A 13,166-nucleotide genomic window follows, 5' to 3' on the forward strand; every position below is an offset into this window, starting at 1 on the left:
GCGCCAGTCTGGGAGGACGCTCGCCGGTGCAGCGTCCGTGATCCCCTCCCGGGGTAATTCACAGAATGAAGACTACGATGAAGGTATGCGTTGGCTCGTGATTCTCCTCGTTGTGGTGGTAGTCGCAACGATCTTCGCCGTGATCGATTGCGCCATGATGGCGAGGGAGAGAGTGCGGGGCCTGTCCAAGCCCGTTTGGCTCGTCGTGATCGTGTTGTTGCCGGTTCTCGGCCTCATCCTGTGGTTCACGATCGGTCGCGCGAGGGTCACCCAGGTCGCCCGTCCGCGGCTCGCTCCAGACGACGACCCCGCCTTCATCGGCACCCTCGGCCGCGATAAGGAGCAGGACGAACGCATCCGGCGGCTTGAAGAAGAACTCGCCGCCCTCGACTCGGACGCCGCAGAGCCCGACGAACCGGGTAAGGCCAAGCCCACGCCGGACAAGCACCCGGACCCCAAGCAGGAGCCTGACGACACGGGCAGGGCGGATGCCTGACGCCAGTCCGGCAACCGATTACTCGCTCGCACTTCTCGAGGAATGCATTCGGCAGGGTGTCACCGACATCGTCGTTTGCCCCGGTTCACGCTCGCAGGCCCTCGCCCTCGCGGCCGCGGCGCTTGAGCGGTCGGGCGAGATCCGCCTCCACGTCCGGATCGATGAGCGGGTGGCCGGCTTCTTCGCCCTCGGCCTGTCGATCGAAACCGGCAACCCCGCCATCGTCATCGTCACGAGTGGCACCGCGGTAGCCAACCTGCATCCGGCCGTTCTTGAGGCACATTCCTCCGACGTACCCCTCATCCTCATCACCGCGGATCGACCGCTCGAACTCCGTGGCATCCGGTCGAACCAGACCACACACCAGGTCGGCATCTTCGGTGAGGCCGCCCGTTTCGCCCGTGACATAGCCGCGCCGACAGGTGCGAGCGGCGAGCGGGAGGCGGCGCGGGCGATCGCGAGACTCGCGGTCGACGCTGCGCTCGGCAGCGGGCGTTCGAGCGCGGGTCCCGTGCATCTCAACCTCCCACTGCGCGAGCCGTTGTCGCGTCCCATCCCGGATCGCGTGGCCATTTCGCCGGTCGAGAGCGCCGCGGATGCTGTGGCTCACGATTTACCGGACGTCTCGCGTATCACCAGGCCGGGCATTCTGCTTGACCGCTCGAAGCGAACAGTCGTGATCGCCGGCCACGGTGCCGGCCCACAGGCCGAAGCGCTCGCTCACGCCGGCGGCTGGCCGCTGATTGCTGAGGTTTCGAGTGGAGCCCGGTTCGGGCGCAATGTGATTGTCGCGTATCGCGAACTCCTCGCCGACGCGGAGCTCGGCGGCCGGGTCGAACGGGCCATCGTGTTCGGCCATCCGACGCTCAGCAGACAGGTGCCAGCGTTGCTCTCGACCGACGGCGTTGAGGTCATCGTCGTCGCGCCAACGGGCGATGAGGTCTACAACCCGGGTCGCCGCGCCGCGCACGTCGTCGGCGCCGCGAGCGTGGTCGACGGAAGCGTCGATCGCGCCTGGCTCGGCTCCTGGATCATGGCATCCCGCGCGCTCGTCGACGCGGCATCCACCGACGTCGCTCCTGACCTCGAGGCCGCTCACTCGCACGACCCCGCCACCAGGCTCGCGTACGTGAAGACAGAGTTCGGTGCGATCCGGGCACCTATCGACCGGCGCTCCCTCGCCCTTGCTGTCTGGGGCGCGACGTGGCCGCACGACAGGCTCGTGCTGGGGGCGTCCCGGCTCATCCGTGACGTCGATGCCGCGGTCCCTGGCAAGAAGATATCCGTGCACTCGAACCGTGGGCTCGCCGGCATTGACGGAACCGTGTCGACCTCGCTGGGCATCGCCAGCGCCAGTCAGCACGCGGGTTCCGGCGTTACCCGGGTGCTCCTCGGCGACCTGACGTTCCTGCACGACGCCGGCGCGCTGCTGACGGCTGCCGGCGAACGGATGCCACGAATCCAGGTGATTGTCGGTAACGACGGGGGCGGCACCATCTTCGACGGGCTCGAGGTCGCGCAGGCGGCCGACCGTGACGCGGTCGATCGGGTGCTGTACACGCCCCAGTCGGTGAACCTCGAAGCCCTCGCAACGGCGTACGGCTGGAAATACGTCAGGGCGACCACGCGCTCCGCGCTTGACCAGGCGCTGACCGCGCCGACGGCATCCGGCACGCTGATCGAGGTGCCGCTCGAGCGCTGACGGCCAGGCGCAACATTGACCGAGCATTGGGCCAGCACTTGAGCCGGACGGCCGTGAGGGACCACACTGTCGGGATGGCCAAGAAGAAGAAGTCAGCGGAGACGAAGTCAGCGGAAAAGAAGTCCGAGAAGAAATCGGCGAAGAAGTCCGCGGAAAAACTGGCGGAGAAGCTGGCCGCGAAGAAGTCAGCGGCGACGGTGGCGGCGAAGGCAGCGGAGAAGTCGGCGGCGAAGCTGGGCAAGGACAGCCCGGAATCTGCGTGGCGGTCAAGCCCTGCCTCGCTTCTGCGGGTCAGTGACAGCTTCGTGCTCGCTGACGTCGACCCGGGATCGACCCCCGGCTTCTCCGGCGGCAAGCGGGAGGGACGCCAGGCGCTCGCCACTGATGCGGTAGAGCTGAGCGCCATCCAGGAGCGGCTGTTCGCTTCCTCGAAGGGCGGCGCGCCGGATGCCGTTCTCCTCGTTCTGCAGGCAATGGACACGGCGGGCAAGGGCGGGATCGTTCGCCACGTCGTTGGTTCCGTCGACCCGCAGGGCGTGACACTTACCGCTTTCAAGGCGCCGACGCGGGCAGAGCGCAGGCACGATTTCCTCTGGCGAATCGAGAGGCGGGTTCCCGAGCCCGGCTTCATCGGAGTGTTCGACAGGTCGCACTACGAAGACGTCCTCATCGGCTCGGTTCGGAAGCTCGCGAGCGAGGAGGAGATCGAACGTCGTTACGACGCCATCCTCGACTTCGAATCGCGCCTCATCGACCGAAACGTGCGCATCGTGAAGGTGATGCTCCAGATCAGCCCGGATGAGCAGAAGCGCCGCCTGGCTGAGCGGCTGGATCGCCCGGACAAGCACTGGAAGTTCAACCCGGCAGACATCGACGAGAGAGAAGTCTGGCCCGACTACCAGGCGGCGTATCAGCGCGTGCTCGAGCGGACGTCGACCGAGCACGCCCCGTGGTTCGTCGTGCCGGCCAACCACAAGTGGTACGCGCGCGCCGCCGTACAGCGACTGTTGCTCGACGCTCTCACGGACATCGACCCGCAGTGGCCCGCCGCCGACTTCGACGTGGACGAGCAGAAGGCGCGGCTCGCGGCGTCCACGCTGGAACCGGCATCCGCTCTGCCAACGCGCTCGAAGTCGAAGGTGACCCCGCTCTAGGCGAACGCGTCGAGGATGGGCCGGAACTTCATTGCGGTCTCGGCGAGTTCCTTCTCGGGGTCAGAGTCGGCGACGATGCCGCAGCCGGCATATGCCGTGACATCTCCGTTCGGCTCGACCTGGGCCGACCGCAGGGCGATCGCCCACTCGCCGTCTCCGTCGGCGCCGACCCAGCCGACCGGCCCGGCATACCGGCCGCGGTCGAACGGTTCGAGTTCGTCGATGAGTGCCGTCGCCGTCGCGGTCGGTGCTCCGGCCACGGCGGCGGTGGGGTGCATGGCGTCGATCAGGTCGAGGGAGGTGGCGTCGTCGGTCAGTGTGCCTTCGACGTCCGTGGCGAGGTGCCACAGGTTCGGCAGCTTGAGGGCGAAGGGCGTCTCACTGGTGATCACGTGGGCGGTGTGCGACCGGAGCGACTCGAGCACGCTCTGAACGGCGAACCGGTGTTCGTCCTGGTCCTTCGTGCTCGACACGAGCTCGGTGGCCGCGCGGGTGTCGCTCGCGGCGTCGATCCCGCGGGAGGCCGTGCCGGCGAGCACGCGCGCGGTGACCGATCCGTGCGACACGGTGACGAGGGTCTCCGGACTCGAGCCGATGAGCCCATCGACCGAGTATGTCCAGCAATTGGGATAGCCGAGCGCGAGGTCGGCGAGCACACGGCGGAGGTCGGCACCCGCGGGCAGGTGACCCCTGAGATCCCGCGACAGCACCACCTTGTCGACGTCGCCGGAAACGATATGTCCGACAGCCTCGGCGACGTGGGCCTTGAACCCGTCGGCGCTCTCCGCTCCCGGCGTCAGGCTGAGCCGGTACTCAGTGCCGAACGGGGTTGGGCGAGGGGCGGATGCCGTCGGCGCGGCGTCAGAGACTGCGTCCGGATCCGAGACGGTGATCTGCGTCAGCCAGCTCTGGCCGTCGCGGCGGCCGATGATCGTACGGGGCACGATGAGCGCGCTGGACTTCTCCGAAGAGGCGGAAAACGCGAACGTGCCGAACGCGACCAGGCCGCTGCCCGGCATCCGTACCTCGTCGATAACGTCAGCAGCGGCGGCGACCTCTCGCCAGAGCACCGCGGCGTCGCTCATGCGGGTTGGCCCCGCGAATTCGAGCCGGAGTGCCTCGCCGATGCCGACGATGCCGTTGCCCTGTCGTACCCACAGCAAGGGGGCATGGGGGTCGGCGAGGGGGAGGAGTGAGCGGACGTCGTCGACCTTATGGGTCCTGACGGTGAGGTGCCGCACACGCGGATGCGGAGCGATTGTGCCGGGTTGAATCACGTCTCAAGCCTACGCCTCGACGGTGCCCTCCCAGCCGGTTGTCGCCGTCTGCTCAGCGGGCTTTGAGGCGGCAGCGACCCGGTACCCGCCTGTCCGGATCATCCATCCCTCGCGACGTATGCTTGGGGGATGAACAAGGCAGATCTCTCCAAGCAGCCATCGCAGGTATCGGCCATGTTCGACCAGGTTTCCACGCACTATGACCGGACGAACGCGGTGATGAGCGTCGGCAACGACATGCTCTGGCGAGTGGCCACGACCCGTGCCGTCGACCCGCACCCCGGCGACCGCATTCTCGACCTGGCTGCCGGAACCGGCACCTCCAGTGCCTCGCTCGCGAAGTCGGGCGCAACAGTGGTTGCCGCCGACTTCTCACCCGGCATGATCGAGGTTGGCCGCAAGAAGTACGGTCGCGTGCGCAACATGCAGTTCGTCGAAGCGGATGCCACTGACCTCCCGTTCGGCGACAACGAGTTCGACGCAACGACGATCTCGTTCGGTCTCCGCAACGTCGTCGAGCCGAAGAAGGCAATTGCCGAGATGTTCCGGGTGACGAAGCCAGGTGGCCGCATCGTCATCTGTGAGTTCTCGACCCCGCCGAACCCGGTGATGAAGGGCCTGTACGACTTCTACCTCGAGCGGGTGACGCCGGTGATGGTGAAGTTCTCGAGCTCCAACCCCGACGCATACGACTACCTCAACGACTCAATCAAGGCGTGGCCGAAGCAGGCCGAACTCGCGTCGTGGATGCGGGGCGCCGGCTGGACCGAGGTTCAGTACCGCAACCTCACCGGCGGGATCGTCGCCCTCCACCGCGGTACGAAGCCCCGCGCTTAGTCGCCACTCGAACTGCCCGACGTGCCTCCGCGCCTCGGGTGTGCTTCGGGAGGTAAATACCCGGGTCGGAGAACGGACGTGCCGTGGACCCGGCGATTCTCCGCCCGGGGCGACAGTGCCGCGCGCGGCCCGGTCGGGTTCGCGGCCGTGGCGGTGGGCGACAGCCGAGCGTGCGGCCCGGCGTGTTGGCGTCAGGTTGCGACTCCTCGGGTGTGTTTCGGGAGGTAAATGCCCGGGTCGGGGCACGGATGTGCCATGGACCCGGCGATTCTCCGCCCGGGGCGACAGTGCCGCGCGCGGCCCGAGCACGCAGCCGAGGGTGCCGCGCGCGATCACCTCGTGCCCGTGACGACCGTCGCGCCGAACTCGCTCGAGCGCTCGATCCTGGCGTCCAAGCCGGCATCCGCGACAATCCGGGCGGTCCGGTCGGCCTGACGTTCGCTCGTCTCGATCAGGAGGTGCCCACCCGCGCGCAACCAGGCGGGCGCCTCAGCACTGATCCGCCGGTGAAGGTCAAGCCCGTCGGGGCCGCCATCGAGGGTCGCGAGTGTCTCGTGCAGTCGCGCGTCCCGCGGCATCATCGTGATCTCCGCGGTCGGCACATAGGGTGCATTCGCGACCACAAGATCAACCCGCCCGCGCAGGTCGGCGGGCAGCGACGAGAAGAGATCGCCCTCTACGACGGTGCCGGCGAGATTCTCGCGGGCACACGCAACAGCAGCCGGATCGATGTCGGTCGACCACAACCCGATCGCGGGGAACCGGGCCATCAACGCCGCTCCGATGGCGCCCGACCCGCAGCAGACATCGATGACGAGCGGATGCCCGCGCTGCGTGGCGAGGAACGCCGCGCGGTCGACGAGAAACTCGGTGCGCCGGCGAGGTACGAAGACCCCGGGTCGAACCCGAACGCGGAGTCCGCAGAACTCGGCCCAGCCGACGATGTACTCGAGCGGTTCGCCCGCGGACCGACGGCCGACCAGCAGGTCCAGCTCCGATGCATCCGCCGCGGCCTCGATCAGGAGCCGGGCCTCGTCCTCGGCGAACACCGAGCCGGTACTCCTGAGCCGTCCGGCTACCCCGAATACCAGGGTGGCATCCTGCGCCCCCCTCACGCCGGCCCACTCACGAGAGCGTCTCGCCGCGCGCGAGTTGCTCGACGAACGCCTCGATCCGCCGCGCACGGGTCTCCGGCCGTTTTGCCTCCTGGATCCGGTAGTAGACCATGAAACGGTTCTGGCTGTTGAGCGAGGCGAAGAACTCAGCCGCGGCCGGGTTCTTTTCGAGGGCGGCGAGGAAGTCGGGGTGCGGCTCCGCCGTCTTCGGTCCCTCGTATGCCCGATCCCACCTGCCGTCGGCGCGGGCGCGTTCGACCTCCGCGATACCACGGGGCGTCATCCGCCCCTCGGCGATCATGGCCTCGGCGAAGCGTACGTTGCGCATCGACCAGGGACTTCGGGATCGTCTCGGGGTGAAGCGCTGGACATAGGTTGCGTCGTCAACGCGGCGGGCCTGCCCATCGATCCAGCCGTAGGCGAGCGCGATATCGAGCGCCTCGGCGTACGTGATCGTGGTTTGCCCCGATCCTTTCTTCGCCATCACGAGCCAGACGCCCGGTGACGTGTCCTGTTCGACCTCAATCCAGGCGCGAAACTCATCGGGTCCGTCGAAACGCCGCGTCTCCTGCTCCGCGGCCATTACTCGCCCAGCATCCCGCCCGTGCGGAACTCGAGGATCTGGAGATAGTGCGGGTTGTACATCACGCCGAGGATGTTGCCGAACGGATCGACGACGGATGCCGTCACAAAACCCGCTTCCCGCTTCGTGATCGCTTCATGCTCGGTCGCGCCGAGGGCGAGCAGGCGGTCAAGCGCCTGCTCGACATCGTCGACGTGCCAGAAGACGACGGCGCCACCCGGATCGGTCGCCGTCTGGTGCGGTGAGTATCGGCGATCGATGATCCCGAGTTCGTGTTCGTAGTCACCGATCCGGTATTCGATGTACGCGGCAGGTCCGCTTTCGGGACGCACAAAGTAAGGCGCGATCCCCAGCAGTTCGGTGTACCACTTCCTGGCCGCATCGATGTCGTCGGCGAAAAAGCTGACAGTGGCGAGGCCCCTCAAGAACATGATTGCTCCGTTTCCGGCGCACATACGAATAACGCCTGAACGGTCCTATAGTGACGCGAGCGCGTGGCATCCGTCCAGCCCTCAGCTCCCGGATCACGAACGCGATGACACCGGCTCAGGCGAAGCCACACTCGCCTGGCCACCCGTCACACCGGCATTGACATCCGAATCTGTCCAGCAGTACCTTTCGCTCATGACAACGCGGTCGACGGATGCTTCGCGCCCGTCAGCTTCCAGCGGCGGAGGGAAGGGCCTCGCAACCGGGGCTCTCGGCCTCTGGGGGTCAGTGGTCATCGGGCTGGCGTCGACGGCGCCCGTCTACTCGCTCGTCGCGACCCTCGGGTTCGTGGTGCTTGCCGTCGGGGCACAGGCACCGATCGCCTTCATCGTCGCGTTCATCCCCATGCTGTTCATCGCGTTTGCCTACCGCGAACTCAACCGCGCGGTTGCCGACTGCGGCACGACCTTCACCTGGGGAACGAAGGCATTCGGCCCGTTCGTTGGCTGGATGGGCGGCTGGGGAGTTGCCGTCGCTGGGATGGTTGTCCTCGCCAACCTCGCGCAGGTCGGTGGGCAATACCTCTGGCTGCTCGTCGGTGACGGGTCGCTCGCGTCGAACGCCGCAGTGGTCACCGCGACCGGGGTCGTGTTCATCGCACTCATGACGTGGGTGAGCTATCGCGGTATCCAGGTGGGCGAACGGGTGCAGAACGTCCTCCTGGCCGTGCAGTACCTGGCACTCGCCCTGTTCGTCATCGTCGCGTTCGTTCGGGTTGCATCGGGAGACGCGCCCAACCCAACGCCCGTCTCACTCGACTGGTTCAACCCGTTCGCGTTCGCCGACTACTCGGGGTTCATCGAGGCGGTGCTGCTTGCCCTGTTCATCTACTGGGGCTGGGACACCTGCCTCGCCCTCAACGAGGAGACAAAAGACCCGAAGCGCATCCCCGGCCGGGCTGCCGTCGTCACGACGGCGATCCTCCTCGTGACCTACGTCTCGGTGACCGTCGCCGCGATGTCGTACGCCGGCCTGGGAACGGATGGAACGGGACTCGCCAACGAAGACAACGCCAACGACGTCTTCCTGGCGCTCAAGGACCTGATCCTGGGGCCATGGGCCTGGATCCTCGTCGTCGCGGTGCTGGTCTCGGCGGTGTCGTCGACGCAGACCACGATTCTGCCGACCGCGCGCGGCACCCTCGCGATGGCCGCGTACCGGGCGCTGCCCAGGCGGTTCGCGAAAGTGCACCCGAAGCACCAGACACCGTCATTCTCGACCCTTGTCATGGGGATCGTCGCGATCGTGTACTACGTGGGCATGACCTTTATCTCGGAAAACATCCTCGCCGATTCGATCCTCTCGCTCGGCCTCGCCATCGCGTTCTACTACGGAATCACGGGCCTCGCGTGCGTCTGGTACTTCCGCCGGGAACTCTTCACCTCGCCGCGCAACTTCTTCTTCAAGGGCCTGTTTCCACTTCTCGGCGGGCTGATGCTCGGTTATGCGTTCATCCAGAGTTGTATCGACATGTACGACGTGGATTACGGCTACACGATCATCTTCGGCATCGGCGGCACCTTCGTCGTTGGAGTCGGTGCGCTCGCGCTCGGTGTCGTCCTCATGCTCCTGTGGTGGGTGTTCCCCCGGTCGAAGCCGTTCTTCCGTGGCGAGACTCTCAACCGCGACACCGAGGTGCTCGTCCCGGACAGCCCCGACGAGTACGGCCGTTCGGTCGACGGCGGCCTGACGTGACCGGCCGGAACGAACCAGCCCGGCAACGCCAGCCCGGCACGACCAACCCGAATCAGCACCGTCACACGAGAGGAGCGCCATGCGCATCCTGATCGTCGGCACCGGAGGGGTCGGGTCTGCCGCTGCTCGCATCCTCGCCCGGCGCACCTTCTTCGAGCGCCTCGTCATCGCCGATTACGATCCGATCCGACCCGGGACACTGGTCGCCGACCTCGGGGACGCCCGATTTGCGGCGGCGCAGGTCGATGCATCGAGCGCAGACGCTGTTGCCGCGCTCATCCGTGAGCACGACATTACCCACGTGCTCAACGCCGTCGACCCTCGGTTCGTGATGCCGATCTTCGACGGCTGTTTCGCCGCCGATGCGGTTTACCTCGACATGGCCATGAGTCTCTCCCGTCCGCATCCCGACAAGCCCTTCGAGCTTCCCGGCGTGAAGCTCGGTGATGAGCAATTCGCGCAGGCCGAAAAGTGGGCGGATGCCGGTCGGCTCGCGTTGGTCGGTATCGGCGTCGAGCCCGGTCTCTCCGATGTGTTCGCGCGGTACGCCGAAGACGAACTCTTCAGCGAGATCGACGAACTCGGGGTGCGCGACGGCGCGAACCTCATCGTTGACGGGTACGACTTCGCACCGTCGTTCTCGATCTGGACCACGATTGAGGAGTGTCTCAACCCGCCGGTGATCTTCGAGCGAGAGCGCGGCTGGTTCACAACGCCGCCATTCAGTGAACCCGAGATCTTCGACTTTCCCGGCGGAATCGGTCCGGTCGAGTGCGTTAACGTCGAGCACGAGGAAGTGCTCCTCATGCCGCGCTGGACGAAAGCGAAGCGGGTGACCTTCAAGTACGGACTCGGTGACGAGTTCATCCAGGTGCTTCAGGTTCTCCATAAGACCGGTCTCGACAGAACGGAGCCGGTGACGGTCAAGGGCGCCCAGGTCTCACCGCGCGACGTTGTCGCTGCCTGTCTCCCCGACCCGGCGACCCTCGGTGATCGGATGCGCGGCAAGACCTGTGCCGGGGTCTGGGTGCGCGGAACGGGCAAGGACGGCGCTCCGCGCTCGACCTATCTCTATCACGTGGCCGACAACGAGCAGACGATGGCGGAGTACGGCTCCCAGGCCGTCGTCTGGCAGACCGCGATCAACCCGGCCGTTGCGCTCGAACTCCTGGCGGCGGGGGTGTGGGGCGGGACCGGAGTTCTCGGCCCGGAGGCGTTCGATTCCCGCCCGTTCCTCGACCTTCTCGCCGCCGATTCGCCCGCCGGATACGGTTCCCCCTGGGGGATCGAGGAGAAATAAACCAGAACCCCGGGCACGGGTAGGCTAGTCCTCGTGAATCCGAGTGCTATCCGGCGTGCGACGAGCCTTTCCAGTCATCTGGGCCAGACCGAACGTATCTTCGCGTCAGCGAAAAGCAAGCAGTTGCTCGCGTCGGTCGACGACGGGCTCCAGCGCATCGAGAACGCCCTCGAGGTGGAACTGAGTTTCACCGACTCCGTCGCCGATTCAACGTCGCGATACCTGCTCGAGGCCGGTGGCAAGCGCGTTCGCCCCATGCTGCTTCTGCTCACCGCCCAGCTCGGGAACGGCAACACGGACGAGGTGATCCAGGCGGCTGAGGCCATCGAGATCACCCACCTCGCGTCGCTGTACCACGATGACGTCATGGACGACGCCGACCGCAGGCGGGGCGTCCCGAGTGCCCATGCCGTGTTCGGCAACTCGGTTGCCATCCTCACCGGTGACCTCCTCTTCGCGCGGGCAAGCCAGCTGATGGCGAAGCTGGGCGAGCGTGCGACGCAGCTTCAGGCCGATACCTTCGAGCGACTCGTCCTCGGACAGCTGCACGAGACCGTCGGGCCGCAGGGCGACGAAGACCCGGAAGAGCACTACATCCGGGTCCTCGCCGACAAAACCGGCTCGCTCATCGCACTCGCCGCTCAGGCCGGACTGATCTTCTCCGGAGCCCCCCGCGAATTCGAGCCAGCTGTTGTCGAGTACGGCGAAAAGATCGGCGTCGCCTTCCAGCTCATCGATGACGTCATCGATCTCTCGCCGCAGCCGGAGGAGACCGGCAAAGTCCCAGGCACCGACCTGCGCGCCGGCGTTGCAACACTTCCGCTCATCCGCCTTCGCGCGCTCGCCGCCACCGACGAGTCTGCGGCTGCGCTTGTATCCCGTATCGAGACGGATGCCGCCGGCACCGACGGCGACGCGGCATCCGCCGATTTCGACGCGGCGATCGCGGAACTCCGCGTTCACGACGTCACCACCCGCACCCTCGCCGAGGCCCACGAGTGGGCGCGTGAAGCCGTTGAGGCGCTCGCGCCGCTGCCGGACGGCCCGGTGAAACAGGCTCTCACCCGCTTTGCGGACACCATCGTCGACCGCAGCAAGTAAGGAACGTACCCCCGAATGACCAAGTTGAGACTCGCCATCGTCGGAGCCGGCCCCGCAGGGATCTACGCAGCAGACATCCTGCTCAAGGCAGAACGCAACTTCGACGTGTCGATCGACCTGTTCGACCGGCTTCCTGCACCATACGGTCTGGTCCGATACGGCGTCGCGCCCGATCACCCCCGCATCAAGGGAATCATCACCGCGCTCCGCGAGGTGCTCGACCGCGGTGATATTCGCGTCTTCGGCAACGTCAACTACGGCACCGACATCACGCTCGACGACCTCAAGAAGCACTACCACGCTGTGATCTTCGCCACTGGCGCCATCCAGGACGCCGACCTCGACATTCCCGGCATCCGCCTCGAAGGCTCCTACGGGGCAGCTGAGTTCGTCAGCTGGTTCGACGGACACCCGGACGTTCCCCGCACCTGGCCCCTCGAGGCTCAGTCGGTCGCCGTCATCGGCAACGGAAACGTCGCGCTCGACGTGTCACGAATTCTTGCCAAGCACCCCGAAGATCTGCTGTCGACGGAGATTCCCCAGAACGTCTACGAGGGCCTCAAAGCCTCGCCGGTCACCGATGTGCACGTGTTCGGCCGGCGCGGCCCCGCGCAGGTCAAGTTCACGCCGCTGGAACTGCGGGAGCTCGGTGAACTCCGTGACGTCGACCTGATCGTCTATGACGAGGACTTCGACTACGACGAGGCGTCGAAGGCGGCAATCGCGACCAACAAACAGGTCATGGTCATCGACAAGGTGCTGCAGAAATGGCGGCAGCGCGAGGTCGGCTCGGCCTCACGGCGTCTCCACCTGCACTTCTATGCCAAGCCGATCGAGATCGTCTCCGACGGTTCGGGTCACGTCGCTGCACTCCGGTACGAGCGCACGACACCGGATGCCGAGGGCGGCGTCGTCGGGACCGGCGAAATTCGCGAGATACCGGTCCAGGCCGTCTACCGGGCTGTCGGATACTTCGGGTCGCCGCTCGAGGGCATCCCGTTCGACAAGCGCCACGGAGTGATCCCCAACCGCGAGGGCATGGTGCTCCAGAAGGGCAGCAACGACGTGGTGCCGGGTGTCTACGCCACCGGCTGGATCAAGCGCGGACCGGTGGGTCTCATCGGGCACACCAAGTCCGACGCCATGGAAACGATCAAGCACGTCATCAACGGCGAGAGCAACTGGTGGACACCGGCGGATCCCACCGAGCAGGGCGTTATCGACATGCTCGACGAGCGTGGGGTCAAATACACGGATCTCGAGGGCTGGCACAACCTCGACCAGCACGAGATGAAGCTCGGTGAACCGCAGGGACGCGCGCGCATCAAGGTCGTGCCTCGCGAGGACATGGTCGCGATCTCGCGCGGCGAAGCGGTCAACGAGTAGCGAGCGGGCAGCGCCGGGGACTTCTGTCCAT

At 66.4% G+C, this 13,166-nt stretch carries 12 protein-coding genes; 8 read left to right on the forward strand and 4 right to left on the reverse strand.

Going from position 1 to position 13,166, the window contains the following annotated elements; all coding sequences use genetic code 11:
* Positions 1-85 precede the first annotated feature (85 nt).
* From AC1C2N_RS00860 to AC1C2N_RS00870, 3 genes are all read left to right on the forward strand, one after another.
* Complete coding sequence (locus AC1C2N_RS00860) at positions 86-496, forward strand: PLDc N-terminal domain-containing protein (RefSeq protein ID WP_483405144.1); 411 nt, start codon at positions 86-88, stop codon at positions 494-496.
* Positions 489-2,198 carry a 2-succinyl-5-enolpyruvyl-6-hydroxy-3-cyclohexene-1-carboxylic-acid synthase gene (gene menD / locus AC1C2N_RS00865; protein ID WP_483405145.1) on the forward strand — a complete coding sequence of 570 codons (1,710 nt, stop codon included), beginning with the start codon at positions 489-491 and terminating at the stop codon, positions 2,196-2,198. The genes AC1C2N_RS00860 and menD overlap by 8 nt, the downstream gene beginning before the upstream one ends.
* Before the next feature lie 74 nt (positions 2,199-2,272).
* On the forward strand, positions 2,273-3,352 hold the full coding sequence (locus AC1C2N_RS00870) for a PPK2 family polyphosphate kinase (protein WP_495432488.1): 1,080 nt from the start codon (positions 2,273-2,275) through the stop codon (positions 3,350-3,352).
* Here the strand turns inward: AC1C2N_RS00870 and AC1C2N_RS00875 are convergent.
* Positions 3,349-4,629: an isochorismate synthase gene (locus AC1C2N_RS00875; protein ID WP_483405147.1), complete on the reverse strand. Its 1,281-nt coding sequence runs from the start codon at positions 4,627-4,629 to the stop codon at positions 3,349-3,351. The two genes, AC1C2N_RS00870 and AC1C2N_RS00875, sit on opposite strands and share 4 nt — an antisense overlap.
* A 129-nt stretch (positions 4,630-4,758) precedes the next feature.
* Here AC1C2N_RS00875 and AC1C2N_RS00880 point away from each other — a divergent pair, with 129 nt between their 5' ends.
* Positions 4,759-5,466, forward strand: coding sequence for a demethylmenaquinone methyltransferase (locus AC1C2N_RS00880; protein WP_483405148.1), 708 nt, complete (start codon positions 4,759-4,761; stop codon positions 5,464-5,466).
* A gap of 332 nt (positions 5,467-5,798) precedes the next feature.
* Here AC1C2N_RS00880 and AC1C2N_RS00885 read toward each other — a convergent pair whose 3' ends face one another.
* Genes AC1C2N_RS00885 through AC1C2N_RS00895 form a run of 3 tightly spaced genes read right to left on the reverse strand, consistent with a single transcriptional unit; the run spans position 5,799 to position 7,595 of the window.
* Positions 5,799-6,581, reverse strand: coding sequence for a putative protein N(5)-glutamine methyltransferase (locus tag AC1C2N_RS00885; protein WP_495432489.1), 783 nt, complete (start codon positions 6,579-6,581; stop codon positions 5,799-5,801).
* A 10-nt stretch (positions 6,582-6,591) separates the two neighbouring features.
* Positions 6,592-7,164: a YdeI/OmpD-associated family protein gene (locus tag AC1C2N_RS00890; protein ID WP_483405150.1), complete on the reverse strand. Its 573-nt coding sequence runs from the start codon at positions 7,162-7,164 to the stop codon at positions 6,592-6,594.
* A complete protein-coding gene (locus AC1C2N_RS00895) occupies positions 7,164-7,595 on the reverse strand; it encodes a VOC family protein (RefSeq protein ID WP_495432490.1) in 432 nt (143 codons plus the stop codon). The genes AC1C2N_RS00890 and AC1C2N_RS00895 overlap by 1 nt, the downstream gene beginning before the upstream one ends.
* A 193-nt stretch (positions 7,596-7,788) precedes the next feature.
* On the opposite strand from AC1C2N_RS00895, the gene AC1C2N_RS00900 reads away from it, so the two are divergent.
* The 4 genes from AC1C2N_RS00900 (at position 7,789) to AC1C2N_RS00915 (ending at position 13,135) form a co-directional block, all read left to right on the forward strand.
* Positions 7,789-9,348, forward strand: a complete 1,560-nt coding sequence (locus AC1C2N_RS00900; protein WP_495432491.1) for an APC family permease — start codon at positions 7,789-7,791, stop codon at positions 9,346-9,348.
* A gap of 79 nt (positions 9,349-9,427) precedes the next feature.
* Complete coding sequence (locus tag AC1C2N_RS00905) at positions 9,428-10,648, forward strand: saccharopine dehydrogenase family protein (protein WP_495432492.1); 1,221 nt, start codon at positions 9,428-9,430, stop codon at positions 10,646-10,648.
* A 33-nt stretch (positions 10,649-10,681) separates the two neighbouring features.
* Positions 10,682-11,749, forward strand: coding sequence for a polyprenyl synthetase family protein (locus tag AC1C2N_RS00910; RefSeq protein WP_483405154.1), 1,068 nt, complete (start codon positions 10,682-10,684; stop codon positions 11,747-11,749).
* A 15-nt stretch (positions 11,750-11,764) separates the two neighbouring features.
* On the forward strand, positions 11,765-13,135 hold the full coding sequence (locus AC1C2N_RS00915; RefSeq protein ID WP_483405155.1) for an FAD-dependent oxidoreductase: 1,371 nt from the start codon (positions 11,765-11,767) through the stop codon (positions 13,133-13,135).
* Positions 13,136-13,166: the final 31 nt, after the last annotated feature.

This window comes from Mycetocola sp. Y791 (assembly GCF_059445325.1).